12 protein-coding genes and 1 pseudogene are annotated in these 19831 nt (G+C 62.6%); 2 read left to right on the top strand and 11 right to left on the bottom strand.

Going from position 1 to position 19831, the window contains the following annotated elements:
• Positions 1 to 159 precede the first annotated feature (159 nt).
• From mutT to ACFQ2F_RS03650, 3 genes are read right to left on the bottom strand one after another with little or no spacing between them, the layout of a single operon-like run.
• Positions 160 to 612 (bottom strand): 8-oxo-dGTP diphosphatase MutT, encoded by a 453-nt coding sequence (gene mutT, locus ACFQ2F_RS03660; protein WP_379085848.1) that lies wholly within the window; start codon positions 610 to 612, stop codon positions 160 to 162.
• Between the two features lie 35 nt (positions 613 to 647).
• The gene (argJ, locus tag ACFQ2F_RS03655) at positions 648 to 1886 is read right to left on the bottom strand and encodes a bifunctional glutamate N-acetyltransferase/amino-acid acetyltransferase ArgJ (protein WP_379085845.1); all 1239 of its coding nucleotides are present in this window, start codon (positions 1884 to 1886) and stop codon (positions 648 to 650) included.
• Positions 1887 to 1923: 37 nt separating this feature from the next.
• Complete coding sequence (locus tag ACFQ2F_RS03650; protein ID WP_379085842.1) at positions 1924 to 2820, bottom strand: foldase protein PrsA; 897 nt, start codon at positions 2818 to 2820, stop codon at positions 1924 to 1926.
• 474 nt (positions 2821 to 3294) lie between these two features.
• On the opposite strand from ACFQ2F_RS03650, the gene secA reads away from it, so the two are divergent.
• Together secA and ACFQ2F_RS03640 are read left to right on the top strand one after the other, a co-directional pair.
• On the top strand, positions 3295 to 6048 hold the full coding sequence (gene secA, locus ACFQ2F_RS03645) for a preprotein translocase subunit SecA (protein ID WP_379085839.1): 2754 nt from the start codon (positions 3295 to 3297) through the stop codon (positions 6046 to 6048).
• A gap of 131 nt (positions 6049 to 6179) precedes the next feature.
• Entirely contained in the window at positions 6180 to 7967 is a 1788-nt protein-coding gene (locus ACFQ2F_RS03640; RefSeq protein ID WP_379085837.1) for an SLC13 family permease, read from the top strand.
• 2 nt (positions 7968 to 7969) lie between these two features.
• On the opposite strand, the gene ACFQ2F_RS03635 is transcribed toward ACFQ2F_RS03640, so the two are convergent.
• The 8 genes and pseudogenes from ACFQ2F_RS03635 to ACFQ2F_RS03600 form a co-directional block, all read right to left on the bottom strand.
• Positions 7970 to 8539 carry a PIN domain-containing protein gene (locus tag ACFQ2F_RS03635; protein WP_379085834.1) on the bottom strand — a complete coding sequence of 190 codons (570 nt, stop codon included), beginning with the start codon at positions 8537 to 8539 and terminating at the stop codon, positions 7970 to 7972.
• A gap of 8 nt (positions 8540 to 8547) precedes the next feature.
• Positions 8548 to 8997, bottom strand: coding sequence for an excisionase family DNA-binding protein (locus ACFQ2F_RS03630; RefSeq protein WP_379085831.1), 450 nt, complete (start codon positions 8995 to 8997; stop codon positions 8548 to 8550).
• A gap of 128 nt (positions 8998 to 9125) precedes the next feature.
• Positions 9126 to 9980: a L,D-transpeptidase family protein gene (locus ACFQ2F_RS03625; RefSeq protein WP_379085828.1), complete on the bottom strand. Its 855-nt coding sequence runs from the start codon at positions 9978 to 9980 to the stop codon at positions 9126 to 9128.
• Between the two features lie 61 nt (positions 9981 to 10041).
• Complete coding sequence (locus ACFQ2F_RS03620; protein ID WP_379085825.1) at positions 10042 to 13254, bottom strand: autotransporter outer membrane beta-barrel domain-containing protein; 3213 nt, start codon at positions 13252 to 13254, stop codon at positions 10042 to 10044.
• Between the two features lie 127 nt (positions 13255 to 13381).
• Positions 13382 to 13991 (bottom strand): annotated as a pseudogene (locus ACFQ2F_RS03615) (autotransporter outer membrane beta-barrel domain-containing protein).
• 137 nt (positions 13992 to 14128) lie between these two features.
• Positions 14129 to 15073: a L,D-transpeptidase family protein gene (locus ACFQ2F_RS03610; RefSeq protein WP_379085822.1), complete on the bottom strand. Its 945-nt coding sequence runs from the start codon at positions 15071 to 15073 to the stop codon at positions 14129 to 14131.
• Between the two features lie 254 nt (positions 15074 to 15327).
• Complete coding sequence (locus ACFQ2F_RS03605; protein WP_379085819.1) at positions 15328 to 18669, bottom strand: autotransporter outer membrane beta-barrel domain-containing protein; 3342 nt, start codon at positions 18667 to 18669, stop codon at positions 15328 to 15330.
• Positions 18670 to 18888: 219 nt separating this feature from the next.
• Positions 18889 to 19827, bottom strand: coding sequence for a hypothetical protein (locus ACFQ2F_RS03600; RefSeq protein ID WP_379085816.1), 939 nt, complete (start codon positions 19825 to 19827; stop codon positions 18889 to 18891).
• Positions 19828 to 19831: the final 4 nt, after the last annotated feature.

Genomic DNA, 19831 nt, shown 5'->3' with positions numbered 1-19831 from the left:
CATAGACACCCACCAGGGCAGGCGTGAAGAAGGAGAAAGCGCTGATGATCGCGATCGCGATGAGCATCAACGCTCCATACTCGACAGCAGTCGCTCCGTCATCGGCAGAAGCGAAACGACAACAAACGCTCCAGATTCTGTCCCGCAAACCCCGTGCACTCATGTGCCCTGTCCTAACGAGCGGTCCAGCAGACCGCGCAGCCTCGTCTTCAGCGGCTCATCGGCTGGCGGCATCGCATAGTCCGAAAGGGTCTCCGGCCACACCCATGCCAGATCCTGCCCCTCGAGAGCCTGCGCTTCGCCTTCCCACCGCCGGCAGAGATAGACCGGCATCAAGAGGTGGAAGGTCTCGTAAGCATGGCTCACGAACGTCAAGGGCTCGATATCCTGCTCAGCCACCCGAATTCCGAGTTCCTCTTCGAGTTCTCTCAACAAGGCGGCTTCCGGCACTTCCCCCGCATCCACCTTGCCCCCGGGAAACTCCCAAAGGCCGGCCAGCGGGCGCCCCTCAGGCCGCTTCGCGATCAGAACCGTTCCGTCACGTTTGAGAAGAACACACGCCGTCACCAGCAAGATCTGATGTGACGAATCTTCCTTCAAATCTTTATTCATGCTCGCAGAATTTGCTTAACAAGGCGTATTTCGCCTTATGAGCGATAGTCGGCGTTGATCGCGATGTACTCTTTCGTGAGGTCGCATGTCCAAACCCGCGCCGTTCCCTCTCCCACGCCGACATCGACAGAGATGACGAGCTCGGCCTGCTTCATGTAGCCAGCCCCGTCTTCTTCGCGATAGCTGTCCGCCACCTGGCCATTCTCGGCCACCAGAATATCGCCGAAGCTTATGGCCAGCCGATCCCGGTCGGCCCGCTCGCCTGCCTTGCCGACCGCCATGACGATGCGGCCCCAGTTGGGATCTTCGCCCGCAAGGGCCGTCTTCACCAGAGGCGAGTTCGCAATCGAATTCGCGATCACCTTGGCTGCCGTATCGTCTTCCGCCCCGGCCACACGGATCTCGGCGACCTTTGTAAGCCCTTCCCCATCCTTGATGACCTGGAGCGCCAGATCGAGGCAGAGATCCTCCAGCGCGTCCCGGAAGCTCCCCAGCCGGTCATCGTCGGCAAGTCCGATCCGCGGCGCCCCGCGCTTGGTCGCGGTCCCGGTCGCGAACAGAAGAAGCGTGTCGCTGGTCGACGTATCGCCGTCGACGGTCACCGAATTGAAGCTCCGGTCGGCCGCGGGCTTAAGCAGGCTTTGCAGCACCTTGGGCTCGATGGCCGCATCGGTGAAAAGGAAGGCCAGCATGGTCGCCATATCCGGCGCGATCATGCCCGCCCCCTTGGCGATACCGTTCAGGGTCACCGTGACCCCGTCGATCTCCGCTTCCCGGGTTGCCAGCTTCGGAAAGGTATCCGTGGTCATGATGGCGCGCGCAGCACCTTCGAAGCCTTCCGGCTCGCAAGATGCGGTCAGCTCGGGCAGCCGATCGGTGATCCGCTCTGCCTTCAAGGGCTCGCCGATCACGCCCGTAGACGCGAGATAGACATCCGCCGGCAGACAGCCCAGGGCCTCCGCCGTGCCGTGTGCGGTCGCCTTGACCGCCGCCTCGCCCAGCTTGCCGGTGAAGGCGTTGGACGTGCCGGAATTCACCACCAGCGCCCGGGCCATACCGTGGGCGAGATGGGCGCGGCACCATTCGACCGGCGCCGACGAGGTCTTCGATTGGGTGAGAACACCGGCCACCGTGGTGCCGGGATCGAAAGTCGCGAGCAGCAGATCGGTCCGGCCCTTGTAGCGGATCCCGGCCTCGCAACTCGCCAGCTTCACGCCTTCGATAGGCGGAAGCACAGGCAGGGCGGCAGGCGCAAACGGCGAAATCTTTGTCACGCTCTAACGCGCTCCCGCCCTGCTGAACTTCATCGGCCTAATGCTCAGCCTCGATATCCTCGGCACCGACATCCTGTCCGCCCATGGCGCCAGGCGGCACCTCGCCGCGAATGGCCGCATCCTGCATGGCTTTCTTGATGTCTTCGTCGAGGATCTCAATCTTGGCCTCGGTCTGAAGCTCACGCAGCGAGCTCTGCACCTTGCTCTGCAGCAGCTTGCCCATGATGGCTTCCTTCACATCGTCGAATTCCGGCACCTGGCGAGCACGCTCGTCGGTGACCTCGATGATGTGCCAGCCGAACTGAGTCTCCACCGGATCGGAAAGTTCGCCTTTCTTAAGTTTGAAGACCGCGGTCTCGAACGGCTTCACCATCTGACCCTTGCCGAAGAAGCCCAGATCGCCGTCCTCGGCGCTCGGATCCCGCGACTTCTCCCGGGCGAGCTCGGCGAAATCGGCGCCGTCCTGAAGCTCCTTCTTCACCTCCTCGGCCTCTTCCTTGGTCGGCACGAGGATGTGGCGGGCGCGGATCTCCTTCTCCTCTTTCATCTTCTTCGACTGCTCTTCGTAGATGGTCTGGGCGACCTTCTCCGAAATCGCGCCTTCGACCTTCTCGTCGTAATAGGCGTCACGCAGCGCGCGGCGGCGGTGATAGTCCAGCCGCTCGTCGAAATCGTCCGCTTCGTCGAGCTTCGCCTCTTCGGCCGCCGTGGCCATCAGCTCGTTCTCGATCACGAACTGCACCAGCATCCGGCGGCGTTCGTTCTCCGGAAAGCTGGAAAGCTGACCGCCAACCTCGGCGGCCGCGAAGTCGAGATCCTGCTCGGTGATGTCTTGGCCGTTGACGCGGGCGACGACATTGTCCTGGGCCGCCGCGGGCAACGCGAAAATTGTAATGAAAGCTGCTGCGAGCAGCGCAATGCTTGGGCGTTTCACGGGATTTAGGTCCTTATTTTCGGCCCGCCTCGGATCGCCCCGGAGAGACGAGTTCGTCTTATCGAGGACAGGCGTTTTCGATCGCTTCCCCCGGCGCCTACATAAACCTTGGAAGGGTGCGCTGCCAAGCCGCGATTTAAGGCCCGGATTTGGCTGAAAGCGAACGCCTGATGGCAGTCTGGAGCGGACCGGCGCCCAAGCCCCGGCGTCCTCTCGCGGGTCCCGCCGGGTCGGCCATGGCGGCGCGCGGCCTTCGCGTTGACAAGGTTCCGGGGTCCTCTTATGTCTCACCCGACTGTTTCCGGCGGCCTTCGGTCGCCTTTTGCAGGGCACGCCCCGCTTGCGGGCGAAGGAAAAGCGCCGAAACAGCCGGTTTTCAACTGCCCCGCCGAGCCTGGAAATCTCCGGCCCCGGAGCAAAATGTTCTGTTGCTCATCATCCCTATCGCTGCGGATGTTTTTAAAGGCTTGACCCATGCTCTCGATCGGCAATCTCGCCGCCAAAGTCTTCGGCACCTCCAACGACCGTAAGCTGAAGAAGTATTACGGGCTGATCGAGGCGACCAACGCCCTCGAGCCGGAGGTCGAGAAGCTGTCCGATGCCGATCTGCGGGCCCGCACAGATGTTTTCCGCAAGCGCATCGCCGACGGCGAGAGCCTCGAAAGCCTGATCCCGGAAGCCTTCGCCACCGTGCGCGAAGCCGCCAAGCGCACCCTCGGCCAGCGCCATTTCGACGTGCAGCTCATGGGCGGCATGGTGCTCCACGAAGGCCGCATCGCCGAGATGAAGACCGGTGAAGGTAAGACCCTCGTCGCCACCCTTCCCGTCTATCTGAACGCGCTCGCCGGCAAGGGCGTCCACGTCGTTACCGTCAACGACTACCTGGCCAAGCGCGACGCCGCCTGGATGGGCCAAGTCTACGAATTCCTCGGCCTCACCGTCGGCTGCATCCTTCACGATCTCGGCGACGAGGAGCGTCACGCCGCCTACGCCGCCGACGTGACCTACGGCACGAACAACGAGTTCGGCTTCGACTATCTCCGCGACAACATGAAGTACGCGATCGAGGACATGGTCCAGCGCGAGCACTTCTACGCCATCGTGGACGAGGTCGACTCCATCCTGATCGACGAGGCGCGCACGCCGCTGATCATCTCCGGCCCGCTGGAGGACCGTTCCGAGCTCTACATCACCATCGACAAGTTTCTGCCCGAGCTGGTCGACGAGGACTATGAGGTCGACGAGAAGCAGCGCACCGTCACCCTGACCGAGGCCGGCAACGAGCATCTCGAGCAGCTTTTGACCGAGGCCGACCTGCTGAAGGGTGAGTCCCTCTACGACACCGAAAACGTCAGCGTCGTTCACCACGTGAACCAGGCCCTGCGCGCCCACAAGCTGTTCCAGAAGGACAAGGACTACATCGTCAAGAACGGCGAGGTCGTCATCATCGACGAGTTCACCGGGCGCATGATGTCCGGACGCCGCTATTCGGAAGGCCTCCACCAGGCCCTGGAAGCCAAGGAAGGGGTGAAGATCCAGCCGGAGAACCAGACCCTGGCCTCCATCACCTTCCAGAACTACTTCCGCCTCTACGAGAAGCTCGCCGGCATGACCGGTACGGCGCTCACTGAGCAGGACGAGTTCATGGATATCTATGGGCTCGACGTGATCGAGGTGCCGACCAACCGGCCTCTGATCCGTAACGACGAGCACGACGAGGTCTACCGCTCAGCGACCGAGAAATACAAAGCCATCATCGAGCGCATCAAGGAGGCCAAGGAGCGGGGCCAGCCCTGTCTCGTCGGCACCACCTCCATCGAGAAGTCCGAAATTCTTTCGGAGCTTCTGACGAAGGAGAAGGTGGCCCACAACGTTCTGAACGCCCGCTATCACGAGCAGGAAGCCCAGATCATCGCCCAGGCCGGCGTGCCGGGCGCCATCACTATCGCCACCAACATGGCGGGCCGCGGTACCGACATTCAGCTTGGCGGCAACTGGGAAATGCTGCTGGAGAACTGGATCGAGGAGCAGCGCGAGAAGGGCAAGGAGCCCGACGACCTCGCCATCCAGCGCAAGAAGGAAGAGATTATCTCCCAGATCGCCGCTAAGAAGGATAAGGCGCTGTCCGCCGGCGGTCTCTATGTCATCGGTACCGAGCGCCATGAGAGCCGCCGTATCGACAACCAGCTCCGCGGCCGTTCCGGCCGTCAGGGCGACCCGGGCCGCTCCCACTTCTACCTGTCTCTTGAAGACGACCTGATGCGCATCTTCGGCTCCGACCGTATGGACGGCATGCTGAAGGCGCTCGGCCTTCAGGAGGGCGAAGCCATTGTCCATCCCTGGATCAACAAGGCGCTGGAGAAGGCGCAAGGCAAGGTCGAGGGGCGCAACTTCGACATCCGCAAGAACCTGCTCAAATACGACGACGTGATGAATGACCAGCGGAAGGTCATCTTCGAGCAGCGTCGCGAGCTGATGACCGAGACGGACCTCAACGAGACCATCTCCGACATGCGTCAGCAGGTGGTCGAGGATATCGTCGCCAAGCACATTCCCGAAAAGTCCTATGCCGAGCAGTGGGATATCGAGGGTCTCGACGAGGACGTGAAGCAGATCTTCGCCCTCGACCTTCCCATCGCCGACTGGGCGAAGGAAGAAGGCATCGCCGAACAGGAGATCACCGAGCGCGTTCTGAAGGCGGCCGACGAGAAGGCTGCCCAGAAGGTCGCCGCGTTCGGCCCCGACACCATGCGCCAGGTCGAGAAGGCCGTGCTGCTGCAGACCATCGACACTCTGTGGCGCGAGCATCTCGTGACCCTGGATCATCTGCGCCAGGTGATCGGCCTGCGCGGCTATGGCCAGCGCGATCCGCTCAACGAGTACAAGGGCGAGAGCTTCAGCCTGTTCGAGTCCATGCTCGGTCAACTGCGCGAGGCGGTCACCCGCCAGCTCATGCATGTGGAGCGTGCCGAGCAGGAGCCGCCCCAGCTCGAGGAGCCGGAGATGGTCGCCCATCACTTCGACCCGCGCACCGGCGAGGACGAGTTCGCCCTGGCCGAGGCCGAAGCGAGCGGCGTGACCGAAGGCATGACCAAGACGCGCTCCGCCCGCTCCCGCAAGGCCGAGGTCAATCCCAACGATCCGACCACCTGGGGCAAGGTTCCCCGCAACTCCCCCTGCCCTTGCGGATCCGGCAAGAAATATAAGCATTGCCACGGGGCTTATTAGCCGCGACTTCTATTGCGAACCGGAGAGCCTGAAGGGCGTTTCAAATCCCGTCGGGCGCCCTCGCATGAAGAGGAAAGCGTCGACCTGCTTCATCGTCTGACGACGCCCACTGGCAGCGGACCTTCGCCTTCATGACGCTCGATCTCGGCTTTATCGATCAGCGCTTTCTCGCCTTCGCCATCGTGATCGCCATGATGGGCCTCTTCGCCTGGGGCCGCTGGCGCTACGACTTCGTCGCTCTGATGTCGCTGCTTGCTGCCATCGCCGTGGGGATCGTGCCGCCGGACCGCGCCTTCACCGGCTTCAGCAACGACATCGTCATCATCGTCGGCACAGCGCTCGTGGTCAGCGCGGCCATCAGCAAGTCCGGCGTGATCGAGCGTGTCGCCCGCAGCGTCGGCGGCCTCCTCATCAATACGAATCGGCAGATCCTTGCCCTTGTCGGGTCCGTGACCGCCATGTCGGGCTTCGTGAAGAATATCGGCGCGCTTACCATGCTGATGCCGGTCGCCTTCCAGCTCGCCCGCCGGACCGGCACCTCGCCCTCCTCGCTTCTCATGCCCATGGCGTTCGGCTCGCTTCTCGGCGGCACCGTCACCCTGATCGGCACCTCGCCCAACATCATTGTCTCAGGGCTCCGCGAGGACATCCTGGGCGAGCCCTACACCATGTTCGACTTCGCCCCCGTCGGCATCATCCTGTCCGTGGTCGGCGTGACCTTTCTCGTCTTCGGCTGGCGGCTTCTACCGCAGAACCGAAAAGGGGCACCCACCATGGATGCCGCCTTCAACCTTGAGGCCTACACCACCGAGATCACCGTCCCCGAGGACTCCCCGTGCGTGGACATCACGATTCGCGCCTTCGAGGACCTGTCGGAGAACGAGGTGGAGGTCATCGCCCATTTCCGGGGACGCCGCCGCCGCTACCAGCCGGCCGGCAATGTCGTGATCAAACCCGACGACGTGCTCATCCTCCAGGGCGATCCGGAAGCGCTGGAGCGCATCGTCGTGCTCGAGAAGCTCAAGCTCGTGCAATCCGACGACGCCGCTATCGACACGCCCCGGGACGATATCGGGCTCATGGAAGCGGTGATTACCAAGGAATCCCAGCTCGTCGGCGCCACCGTCCACCAGATCAAGCTGTTCGACCGCCACGGCGTCACCCTGCTCGCCGTGAGCCGCCGCGGCCGGCGCATCGCCAACCGCCTGCGAACGGTGAAGCTTCAGGCGGGCGACGTCATCGTGCTGCGCGGCGATCTCACCCAGATGCCGGAGACCTTGGGCACGCTCCACTGCCTGCCGCTGGCCGAGCGCGCCATCCGCATGGACCGCAAACCGAGCCTTCTGCCGCTCGGCCTTCTGGCCGTGGCCATGACCTCGGTCGCCCTGGGCTGGGTACCCGTCACCGTCGCCTTCTTCGGCGCCGCCGTCCTGTTGTTGCTCTTCCGGGCCTTGAGCCTGAAGGAGGCCTACGACGCCATCGACTGGCCGATCCTCATCATGCTGGGCGCGCTGATACCGGTCTCGGACGCTTTGCGCACCACCGGCGGAACGGACCTGATCGGCATGTGGCTGTCTGAAGCCGGCACCTACCTGCCCGCCATGGGCAGCTTGCTGCTCATCATGGCCGTGGCCATGGCGGTGACGCCCTTTCTGAACAATGCCGCCACCGTGCTTGTCATGGCCCCCATCGCTGCGAGCTTCGCCGAACAGCTCGGCGAAAACCCGGACCCGTTCCTCATGGGCGTGGCCATCGGCGCGGCGTGCGATTTCCTCACCCCCATCGGCCATCAGTGCAACACACTGGTGATGGGACCGGGCGGCTATCGCTTCGGGGATTACTGGCGCCTCGGCCTGCCCTTGAGTATCATCGTGCTCGTGGTCGGCGCACCGGCCATCGCCTTCTTCTGGCCGTTCTAGCGTCAGAGCAGATCCACTTCACTTCTCGCGATGCCGACGGTTTTAACCAACCCGCTCTTCGTCAGATCGAGAAGGAATTCGGAAACATTCATTTTCGGATTCTGGTAGTCAGCCCGCATCCGCCGAAGAGCGGATGTCGCCTCGGCAGGATACAGCTCATAGGTCGACGCCAAAAACGTGTCCGCACTTACCGCTTCAAGGCCCCAGGGCTTCAGACAATCTTCTGGAAAATCTTTGAGATTCTCGGTGACGATCTGCTGGGCTCCACACCGAATCGCTGCTGCAAGAACATGTCTGTCGTTAGGATCGGGGAGTTCTAAGCTCTCGATAAGGTCAGAGAAGCCCGTCACCAAGGCCTCAGGAAATGCTGCCTCCATTGCCCTAAACTGAGACTCAATGCTGACTGCCAGATGAGGTTTCTCTGCTAGAAGGTTGTCTACCCATTCCTTCAGGATGCTCGGGGACCATCGGGCGCGATAGAGTCCGGCTTCCGCAAAGCGCAAGAGGGCATCCCGGACACGAAATGGATAAAGAACGTTCGCATCAAGAACGACGACGAAGCGATCTGCCACATGAGGTGTCATCCGGCATCGTATTCCTGACCGAGTTTCTGCAACTCTTTCAAGCTAGCTGACCGCTGCGCATCTCTCGCTTTTTTGTAATCGAGCAAGTCGGCCATCTGGATCCGACGGTGGGATCCAACTGTGTGAAAAGCAATTTTGCCTCCCTCCAACAGCCCGATTAAGAATGGCCTCGATACATTGAGGACGTCAGCTGCCTGCTGTGTGGTCAGCTCTGCCCCGTAGGGCACAAACGTAACCATTTCCCCTCTGGCGACATGAGTCAGCAGGTCCAAAACCAAAAGGGCCAACGGTCGCTTCAGATCGACCTTCGACTCCTCTCCATCGTGCACAAAGCCTAGCGTAAGGCCTTCGCGCGTAAGTGCACCCGCCACAGCTTTCGCAGCCTTCGAAGCATCCTCACTTTCGGCCTGGGTGGGAGGCCGCCTTTTCAAAGTGTCAATAGACATGTCCGTCTTCTCTCGATCCAAGATTCAATATGATCACTAGCCACATTAAACGCAATAATCGAAATAAGCGAAATACATGAAATAATGGTAAATTCATTCTAGGACCAGTTGAGTGGCCCTCTGAAGGATCAGTCTCGGATCGCCAGCGGCCCCGGACAGCCTTCCTCGACCTCCGGCACGGGCGCGCCCTTTTCGCCAGGGGCGAACGCATATCGCCCGTCGCAGACGCTCGCCTTCGGCGGCACATGGGTCTTTTCGAAGAGCGCATCGCCACGGGCGAGATCGGCCCAGAAATCGCGCCAAGGATACCCTTCCCGCTTGTGCATATTGTCTTCCGTCATGCGGAAGGGCAGCGCCAGCACGGCGAAGCGCGGCTGCCCATTCTCCAGCGCCGCCGTCACGAGCTGCCAAAGCTCGTCCACCACGGCGTTGGTCATGGCATAGCAGCCGACCGATGCGCAGCCCCCATGCACCATCAAATAAGAGCCGGTCCGACCTTGCGCTTTGTCGAATGTGTTGGGAAAGCCGAGATTGAAGGAGCGGTGCCACCGGCTATTCGGATTGAGCTGGCCCTCATCCACCGTGTAGTAGCCCTCCGGCGCCTGGAGATCGCCCTCCTGTTGCTTCGGCCCGAGCCGTCCCGACCAGAAACAGATCGGGTAGGTCGCCACGTGGACGAACCCACCATCGTCTGTCCCACCATCCTTGGCCATCCAGAGCTCCAGCTTCGATTCCAGCTTGAAGATGCGGATGAAGATGGGATCGCCGACCTTCACGCCCTTGGCCGCCAGCCGCTCGTCCAGCTTGTCGAGAGCGGGCGTGCCTGGCAGCTTCCGGCCGGCGCCCCACAGGGCGACATGCTCGGTCCGCGTCGCGTTGATCCGGATCCGGTCGAGGAGCTGCCGACCCTCGGGCGTCATGAGATAGACCGCCGCGCCGATGCCCACCGCCACCACGATGCCGAAAAGAATGCGCCAAATCATGAGCGCAAAGTGCCCATCTCAATCGGGCTTTGCCAAGGCGAAATCCGGCTGACGTCGGACCCTAAAACTTCCAGCTCGCCCTTCCCTTGAGGCCATGCTCTTCGACGCCGTCGCCGAACTGGCCGTCATAGGACACGGTAAGCGTGGCGGTTTGCGAGACCGAGAAGTCGAGTCCCGCCTCGATCACAGCGGTGTCCTGCGCAATCGGCGTGCCGGCGACCTCGAAGCCGACGCCGTTGGAGGCGAAGGCGAGCGCCAGATCTGTATCCACCTCATCGAATGCGTGCAGCCAGGCGACTTCGAGCCGAGGGCTCACCAACAGGCCGCGAACGTCCATATTGGTAGCGGCCCTAATCCCCAGCGTGGAATAGGTGACGCCCTCCGAATAACCCGAAGAGCTAAGGCCCGCTTGCGCGCCTGACTCCGTGAAGGCGGCAGTCTCCTCATGCACATAGGCAAGGCCGGCAAACGGTTCCATGGCCATCCTGCCGCCCGGCAGCAGCGCATAGCCCAGCTCGCCGAAGACCTGGCCCCGGTCGCCGTCATAGGAGGCGCTCTGCGCTTCGGCAAAACCCGGGAAGCCGACGAACCGGCTGGTCTCGATCTCCTGCCAGCTCCAGGCCCCGCCACCGCGCAAGGCCAGACGTCCCATTTCGCGACCGCCATAGACCAGCAGGTGATAGGCATCGACATTGGCCCCGCTCGCCCGGGCATCCACGTCGAGATCGCTGTAGGAATAGCCCCCCGCGACACCGACGCGCCAACCGGGCAGCATTTCGGCATCGACACCGGAAACGACCCCGCCAAGGGAGCGCTTGAGCGAGGCGGCATTGCCGTCGCCGTCGCGGCTCACCCAGTTGCCGAAACCTTGGGTCCAGAAGGTCGGTCCCCGATCGACGGTAGGTCCGAACCGCGCAAGATCGTCCGCGCCATATCCCAGCGCCATCATGTTGGCCTGCAGGTTCGCCGGTGCGAACGCATATGACTGCGGACCGCCGGCGCCAAGCGCCGAGCCGGCGAAGGACGCCTGCACCAGCCGTCCCATGACCGCATCGCGGATGTATCGCCCTTCGCGCACCAGCGCACCGCCGATCGCGGCATGGACCTCGCCTGAAAGTCTATCGAAGGCCGTTCGCGCCCCAGGGGCCGACTGACCCAGCACTTTCCGGAACAGCGTATTGGTGGTCGGAACGTTGTCCAAGGCGACAGCCACCCGGCTTTGGTTTTGCGTATTGGCCACGGAGCTGAAGCTCTTTTCCCCATTCGGCCCGTTGGTGCGCACCAGTGTCAGATAGACCGAGTTCGCGTCGTAGCTGAGAGTCGGGGTGAGGAAGGCAAGGTTGTCTTGTACGGCGGCGAAGGTTCCGGTCCTGCCGCCGCTTGCGGTGAGAATCGTATACCGGGTCGAGTCGGCGTAATCGCCGTCCCCGGCGATCACATTCACCGTTCCGCCGTTGATCGTCGCCGTTCCGCTCGCCATGATCCGATCGGAATTGCCCGCCGCGTCGACCTCCACCTCATAGGTTGCGCCTTTCCTGAAGGTGATGTCCCGGGTGCGGATCGTGCCGATGGAATTCCCCGGCGCGATGGTCCCGCCGCTCATGGTGAGGTTGCCGAACGAGCCGTTGCCCATGATGCGGCCGCTCTCCACCGTCAGCGGCAGCGTGGTCGCCCCCGTGAAGCTCCAATTGCCGCTGACGAGATCGAGCACTTCGAAATTCTGATACTGCTGCGTACCGCCGCCCGTATCGATATTCGTAAGGTCGAAGCTGGCCGAGCCCTGGCCGCCGAACGCCAGCAAGTCGTTGCTGCCCGGCCCGGCAATCACATTGCCCGAGACGACGGCAGTCGGAAGAAGCTTCAGCTGGTTGTCGTGAGCCGACCCCTGGTCGAACTGGATCGCGCCGGCCCCGGCACCGCTCACGCTGCCGGCCACGGTGATCTCGGCCGCACCTTCCTCGATATCGATGGCAAAGTCATCGGAGCCGCCGCTGGTGCTCACCACGGTTCCGGACGCGCCAATCATCACATGGGCCGCGCTTCCGCCGCCGTTATAGAGCTCGATGCCGTCCGCCCCCTGGCCGGTCACATCGCCATTGACTTTGACCGACAGGGTGCCGCTCCCGCTTTGATCGGCGCCGATCCCGAAGAGGCTGCCGGACACCGTGCTCTGCTGGCCCACCGTGATCGAAAGATCGGTCCCGTAGCCGCTCGCATTGATGCCCGTGGCGTTGCTGCTCGTAACACTGCCATAGGTGGTGATCGTGAGAGCTCCGGACCCGTCATTACTGGCTAGAATCCCGTCCTCTTCCGCACTCACCGTCGTGCCGTTACCGATCGTGACGGTAAGATCGGTTGCGCCGGAGCCATTGGAGACATCGATACCGTCTAACCCGGTTCCGGTGACATTCCCGTTGGTGGTGATGGTCGTGGAGCCGCTGCCCGAGTTCGTGATCGACATGCCGACATTTCCGGTCACGCCCTGGCTCAGCTGGCCGGTGACGATATTGATGTCGGTCCCGCTGTTGTCGACCTGGATCCCGTAATCATTGGTCCCGATCACGTCGCCATAGGCATAGATATTGACCGCGGCGTTGTCGTTCGTAGCGAGGATGCCGGTGGCCTCGCCCTGCACCGTCACGTTGCTCCCGGATGTGATCGTGAGGTCGCCCGAACCGCCATTGTCCGCCCAGATGCCTGTGCCGGCCTCGCCGATATCGGAGCGGGTCGCCGTCACGTCGCCGTAGACGGTGATTTCCATGGTGGTGCCGGTATTCGAGCCGTAGATCCCGTACGCGCCGCCCGACACCGAGCCGCCCTGGTACAAGGTGACCGCGAGATTTCCGTCGCTGGTGTTATAGGCCGCGAAGTCGCCGTCGAACGTTCCGTTGGTCTTCACGGTGACGCTGCCCGAGCGGTAGGTGATGCTCGGGAACGAGCTGATATAGAAGGAATTCTCCAGATCGGATGACAGGTACGAATTGTACAGATCCGTGTAGGAGACATCGCCGTGACCGGTGATGATCAGCGGCCTCTCGATCACAGTGCTGACGCTGAAGCCCGGCCCCGTCACGACTTGGATGCTGTCGATATTGGTCGTGTCGTAGCGCAGATCCTGCGTGTCGGTGCTGGAACCGCTGCACAGATAAGTGCTCGTGGAGCCTTGCTGCGTGCAGACCTGCTGGCCGTAGGCCGCACGTCCATAGCCGGCTAGCGTCGCCGCCAGCGCCGTGCTCGACAGCAGGAGCTGCCTAACAGCGTTTTTCTTTTTCACCAGAGCTCCCGCCCCCACGGCTCGTCTTGGTGATTCGCTAGGAGAGAATCGCAAGCATCCGCGTACGGAACAACAACGAATTCCGAGCGAGAAGGCGCGTCAGGGCACTAGTCCAAACGGCGGCGGTCTAGAACTTCCAGCTGGCGCGGCCCTTGATGCCGTGCTCGTCAGCATCGGAGGCGAACTGCCCGTCATAGGCGATGGAGAGCGTCGCGCCGGGCGTCACCGCGAAGTCGAGACCGGCCTGCACCAGAGCAGAGTCACGCGCAATGGGCGTCCCCTGGATGGAGAAGTCCGGCCCGGCGGACGCGAAGGCCAGCGCCAAGTCCGTATCCACACTGTCGAAGGCATGCAGCCAGGCCACGGAGAGATTGGGCGTGATCACGGTCTCGCCGAGTGCCATGGTGGTCGCCGCCCGGAAACCCGTCGTCGAATAGGTCACGTCTTCGTTGTAACCGGCCGATGTCAGTGCCGCGAGCGCGCCGCTCCGTGAACCCGTCCGTTTCCTGATGCACGTAAGCTAGGCCCGAGAAACCTTCCATGGCGATCCTCGGATGCAGTACGACAGGATAGGCGATCTCGCCGAAGAGCTGGCCGCGATCACCGTCGTATGAGGCGCTCTCGAACTCGGAGAAGCCCGGGAAGACGACGTTCCGCGAGGTCTCGATATCCTGCCAGGTCCACGCGCCACCGCCGCGGACATCGAAGCGGCTGACCTTACCGGAGCCGTACAGCACGAGATGGTAGGCATCGACATCTGCCGAGGAGAGGGCTTCCCGGTCTTACGACAGCCGTTCACTGAGCAATGCCCCGATCCGGGCAACGGGCTCGTTCACGTCAGGGAAAGCTGCGGAGACGCCCGCCCAGCGGAAGATCAATTGTTGCGGGTCACCGCCGGGCCGAGGCTGAACATGTGATAGGTCGGCTCCTTCGGCCCGAAGGCGAGACCGAACGCTTCGCCCAGCGGCGTCGGCGGCGGGCCGATCGGTGCCGCCACCTGGAGGCTCTTGGTATAGGGGATGACCGGCAGCCTGCGGTAGGCCGGGCAGTCCTTGCGCGGATCGACCTCGGCGTTCTGATCCTTGAAGGCCACGTTGATCAGATAGCGCTTCCCGCACACATCCACTTTCGGCTCTAGATGGGTGGTTTCGAAATAGTCGTAGCCTTCCTTTAGGTTGGCCCAAAAATCGAACCACTTGTTCTTCTTGTGCTTGGCCATGTTCTCGTCCGTCATGCGGAACGGATAGGCCTGGATCTGGAACGCTTCCTGACCGCCGTCGAACGCGTCCCGGCTCAGGGTATAGATATCCTGCACCGCCTCGTCGGTCATGGCATAGCACCCGATGGAGGAGCAGCCGCCATGCACCATGATGAGGCTGCCCGTCCGCCCGTGGGCCCGGTCGAACTTGTTCGGATACCCGATATTGAAGGCGAGGTGGTTCCGGCTCCACGGGTTCATCTGGTCTTCCGCCACCGTATAGAAGCCTTCCGGCGCCTGCCGGTCGCCTTCCCAGCGCTTCGGCCCGAGCTTGCCGGAGAAGCGGCAGATCTCATAGGTCTTGAACAGATGGAAGCGGCCGTCGTCCTTCTGCTTCCAGATCTCCATTTCCGACTCCGACTTGAAGATGCGGATCAGGATCGGCGAATCCCACGACATGTCTTTGTGGAACAGCACGGTGCTGGCCTGCGGCGATAGCGGCTTGAGATAATCTGGCAGGAATTGGCTGCAGCCGCCGAGCCCAAGGCTGAGCACGAGACTGCTAGCGAGCGCGGCGATGCGCGCGAGTTTCCGAACCTGCCAAGTCGAAGAGTTACGCAAAACGAATGCCCCCCGGCGTGATGACAGCAGGATGAATCAGGCATGGTTAATGCCCGGTTTATGGGGGTGCCGTTTTGGCGTGAACGTGACCGGAGCGCGCGGCAAAGCGCGCCGCGCGAAGAAAATTTCCCTAGCAAATAGAGAGACTTGAGACGAAGCGTCCAAGGCTCAGCCACCCGCGTCACGTGGCTATGGCAGAGTCTGCCGCTGGTTTCCGGCTTTCGCCGGAATGACGCCGGGTGTGGGGCGAGCCCCTAGAACTTCCAGGAGGCGCGACCCTTGAGGCCGTGCTCGTCCGTGTCGGACGCGAACTGGCCGTCATAGGCGAAGCTGAGTGTCGCGTCGGGGGTGACTGCGAAGTCGAGGCCGACGGTGACCAGAGCAGAGTCCCGCGCGATCGGCGTGCCCTGGATGGAGAAGTCCGGCCCGGCGGACGCGAAGGCGAGCGCAAGGTCCGTATCGACCGAGTCGAAGGCATGCAGCCAGGCCACGGAGAGGTTGGGCGTGATGACCGTGTTGCCAAGGGTCATGGTGGTGGCGGCCCGGAAACCGGTCGTGGAGTAGGTCACGTCTTCGTTGTAGCCGGCCGAGGTGAGCGCCGCGAGCGCGCCGCTTTCGGTGAAGCCATCCGTCTCCTGATGCACATAGGCGAGACCCGAGAAGCCCTCCATAGCGATGCTCGGATGCAGCACGACCGGATAGGCGATCTCGCCGAACAGCTGGCCGCGATCCCCGTCGTATGAGGCGCTCTCGAACTCCGAGAAGCCTGGGAAGACGACATTGCGGGATGTCTCGATATCCTGCCAGGACCACGAACCGCCGCCGCGGACATTGAAGCGTTCCACCTTGCCCGAACCGTAGAGCACCAGGTGGTAGGCATCGACATTGGCCGAGGACAGCCGGGCGTCCTCATCGAGACCGGTGTAGCTGTAGCCGGCCGCGATACCGGCCCGCCAGCCGGGCATCACCTCGGCGTCGACGCCGGAGATGAAACCGCCCATGTCGCGGTCAAGGCTGGCAGCATTGCCGTTGCCGTCAAAGTTGGCCCAGCTGCCGAAGCCCTGGGTCCAGAAGGTCGGGCCTTCGGCCACCGGGAGCGGTTCATAAGATCCGAGATCTTTGGAGCCGTAGCCGAGCATCATCATGCCGGAAGTGCTCTGCGGGCCGCCGGCCCCGAGCCCCGTGCCGCTATAGCTCGCCTGGATCATCCGGCCCATCACCGCATCGCGGACGTGACGGCCTTCGTCCAGCAGCGCCCCGCCGACAGAGGCGTGGATTTCACCCGACAGCGCGTTGAAGGCTTGGCGTGCGCCCGCTTCTGTCTGGTTCAGAATGTCGAGGAAGAGTTCATTATCGGTCGGGAAGACATCCAGCGCCTGCGCGACATTGCACTGGTTCGGAGAGGTCGCTACCGAGCAGAAGCTCACGAAACTCTCGCCGCCGACTTCCACCACCCGGTCCAGGGTCAGGTAGACCGTATTGGCGTCGTAACGAAGGGTCGGTTCAAGAAACGCCAGGTTGGACGTGACGTCCGTGAAAGTGCCGGTCACGCCGGCGGCGGCCCTCAGGATCGTATACGTCGTTCGCGGATCGTAATCGCCTTTCTGGGCCAGCACGCTCACGGTCCCGCCGGCGATGGTGGCCGTTCCGGTCGCCTCGATAAGATCGGAATTGCCGTCCGCATCGACCTCGACCTCGTAGGTCGACCCCTGCGCAAAAGTGATATTGCCGACATTGAGCGTGCCGATGGAATTGCCCGGCGCGATGGTGCCACCGCTACCGATGTTCAATTCGCCGAAGGTGCCCTCGCCGCCGAGCGCACCGCCGGTCACGTCGAAGCTTTCGGTGGTGGTGCCGGAGAAGCTCCATCTGCCGCCGATGACGGCGAATTCCTCGAAGTCCTGATATTTCGGGCCGATCTCGCTCAGATCGAAGCTGTCCGCACCGGAGCCGCCAAACTCCAGGCTGTCGGTCCCTCCCTGCGCGAGCACATTGCCGTTGATCTCGTACCCGGCACGCAGCTCGAGCCGGTCGTCGTGGGCAGGCCCCCCAGCGTTGAAGCGTATTGCGCCCTGGGTGCCCGAGACCGTCCCCGCGACAATGATGTCCGCCGGCCGATTGTTGGTGAGGATACCGACGAAGCTCGCAGCAACGTTTGCGTTCCGCCCCACCACAATCTCGATCGGAGACGAGGAGCCCGACGCGCTGTAAGCGATGATGCCGCCGCCGGAGGTTGCGGTGACGTCGCCGTTCACCGTCACCCGGGTTGCGCCGGATCCGTAGTTCAGCGCGTTGATTCCACTGGTGCCGCTGATGGCTGAATCGGCTGCGGTCGTTATGACCATGTCCGCCGTTGACGCCCCATTGGAGAGGTCGGCCCGGATCGCCTGATCGCCTGCAGCGATATCCCCGCCCACGGTAATCCTCACATCGCCGGTACCCTGTTGCCGCGCCCAGATGCCAAACCCGCTGGCTGTAAGGCCGCCCGACCCGGTCTGGATGGTGACTTCTTTTGCGCTGGCGTAAGTCAGCACGCGAATGGCCTCTGTGCCGCCGGAGACCGCACCACTTGTGGTGATGCTGGTCAGACCGCTGCCTTCGTTCCGGGCGTAAATGCCTCTGGTGCGCCCGCTGACCGACGCCGCATCGACGATCAGATCCGTCGCCGTACTAGAATTTCTTGCCTCAATGCCGATGTTATTCGTGCTGCTGACGTCCCCCGACGCCGTTATGGAGAGTGTGCCGCTGCCGGAATTTGTGGCGTCTATGGCGGTCGTTAGGCCCTGCACGGAGGCAGCGTCGATGGTCAGGCTGGCGCCCAAGCTGTCCGCCGAAATGCCTATTGCGCCGGTTCCTCTCACGGTGCCTGTCGTGGTGATCGAGAGGGCACCTGCGCTGAAGACGTCGATCCCCGTATTGCCCTGCACCGTAGCGGCGCGGATCGTGGTGCCCGCCACAGCGCGGTTGAGCACTGAGATACCGGCACCGGCCCCCCCGCCCTGAACATCACCGGTCGCGGTCAAGTCCACGGCGCCCGACCCGGAATTGGATAAACTGATGCCCGAGGTGCCGCCGCGGACGGATGCCACGTTGACCGTCATGTCGCCTGTGCTGCTGGAGTCGTTGAACGCGCCCAGGCCTATGCTACTCGTGCCCGTGATGGTGCCGCCGAGCGTCAGATCGATGCCGCCGGCGCCGTTATTGCCGAAGTAGGCGCCTAGCGTACTGCCGGTTAAATCGCCATCCGTGGTAACCGCGATACCGTTCGGACTGGCGCTCGCATTACTGGAGAGAACGAAGAGCGCCATGCCATTCGTCGAGGTAAGGGCGGACGCGTAGATGTCAGTGTAGCTGAGCGCCCCATCGCCGATGATGGTTATGGCGGTGCCGCTACTGGCCGTTACGTTAAAACCGCCGACTGTTTCGACGGAAGCGTAATTGGAATTGGCGCCGACGATGATTTGCGCAGGCTGATTAGCGCCGGTGCAAAGATAGAGATTGCGGCCGCCGCTTGTGCCCTGGAATGTGCACGCGCCATAAGAGCGGCCCGCATACCCGGTCATCGCGCCGACAAGCATGGTGGTCGACAGAAGCACCTGACGACGCAAATTTTTCTTACGCAGCTTACGCCCCCAAATCACTACGAGCCGACCCTCGTTTACGGTGAGGCCGGTCCCGGCGAGGTGGGAAATTGCTCTATTTCAGGGGGGCCCACTAGCGCTTTTCGAAGCTTCGAATTCACCTTTTGGCCGGCGCGTGGCGCGGCCGACACAGAACTGTCGGGTGCACGACACTCACTGCGTACAGGGGACGATTTACTTGGCTGTAGAGACGGAGCCGGTCTCGGCCGGCCCCAGGGTGAACATGTGATAGGTGGGCTTGCGCGGGCCGAAGGCGAGACCAAGTGAGCTCCCCAGCGGCTCGATCGAGGACTGGTTGACCGCCGTCTGATCGGGTCTCGGCGAGAACGGCCGGATCGGCAGACGCCGATGGGCCGGGCAAGGCCGGGTCGGGTCCGCCCGCTCCCGCGGGTTATTGAAGACCGCATTGATCAGATAGCTGCGATTGCAGACCTGGATCTCGGGAATCTGGCGGGTCGTTTCGAAGTAGTCGTAGCCCTGCTTCAGGTTCTGCCAGAAGCCGTACCACTTGCTGCCCCGATGCTTGGCCATGTTGGCCGAGGTCATGCGGAACGGGTAGGCCTGGATCATGAAGTACTCCTGGCCCCCGGCGAACGCCTCGCGGGCCAGGATGTAGATCTCCTCCACCAGCGCATCGGTCATCGCGTAGCAGCCGGCGGACTTGCAGTCGCCATGCACCATGATGTTGCTGCCGGTGCGCCCCCAGGCCCGGTCGTAGGCGTTGGGGAAGCCGATATTGAACGAAAGATGATAGTGGCTGCGCGGGTTCATCTGGTTCTTGGCCACGATATAGAACCCTTCCGGCGCCTGCTTGTCGCCCTGCTTCAGCTTGGGGCCGAGATCGCCGGAGAAATTGCAGATCGGATAGGATTTCAGGAAGTAGTAGTGCCCGTCATCCCGTTGCTTCCAGATCTCGAGAATGTTCTCGGCCTTGAAGATGCGGATGGTGATCGGGGCTTCCTCGCGCATTCCCTTCTGGGCCAGAAGCGCGCGCATCTCCGGAGAGAGCGGCTTCATATAGTCAGGCGAGTACTGGCCGCAGCCGCCCATAAGGGCGACGGCAAGCAGCAAGCATGCCGCCAGCAAAGCCTTGGCCGACGAAAAACAAAGCATACGC

The sequence above is a fragment of the Methyloligella solikamskensis genome (genome assembly GCF_042676065.1).
Classification (GTDB): domain Bacteria; phylum Pseudomonadota; class Alphaproteobacteria; order Rhizobiales; family Methyloligellaceae; genus Methyloligella; species Methyloligella solikamskensis.
The sequence above is the reverse complement of the archived record's forward strand: the minus strand, read 5'-3'. Positions and strand labels throughout refer to the sequence as shown.

Bases quoted from the DNA above. Each gene is read 5' to 3' on its own strand.
- mutT (WP_379085848.1), bottom strand. From the start codon at position 612: ATGAATAAAGATTTGAAGGAAGATTCGTCACATCAGATCTTGCTGGTG.
- secA (WP_379085839.1), top strand. From the start codon at position 3,295: ATGCTCTCGATCGGCAATCTCGCCGCCAAAGTCTTCGGCACCTCCAAC.
- ACFQ2F_RS03640 (WP_379085837.1), top strand. From the start codon at position 6,180: ATGACGCTCGATCTCGGCTTTATCGATCAGCGCTTTCTCGCCTTCGCC.
- ACFQ2F_RS03630 (WP_379085831.1), bottom strand. From the start codon at position 8,997: ATGTCTATTGACACTTTGAAAAGGCGGCCTCCCACCCAGGCCGAAAGT.
- ACFQ2F_RS03625 (WP_379085828.1), bottom strand. From the start codon at position 9,980: ATGATTTGGCGCATTCTTTTCGGCATCGTGGTGGCGGTGGGCATCGGC.
- ACFQ2F_RS03600 (WP_379085816.1), bottom strand. From the start codon at position 19,827: ATGCTTTGTTTTTCGTCGGCCAAGGCTTTGCTGGCGGCATGCTTGCTG.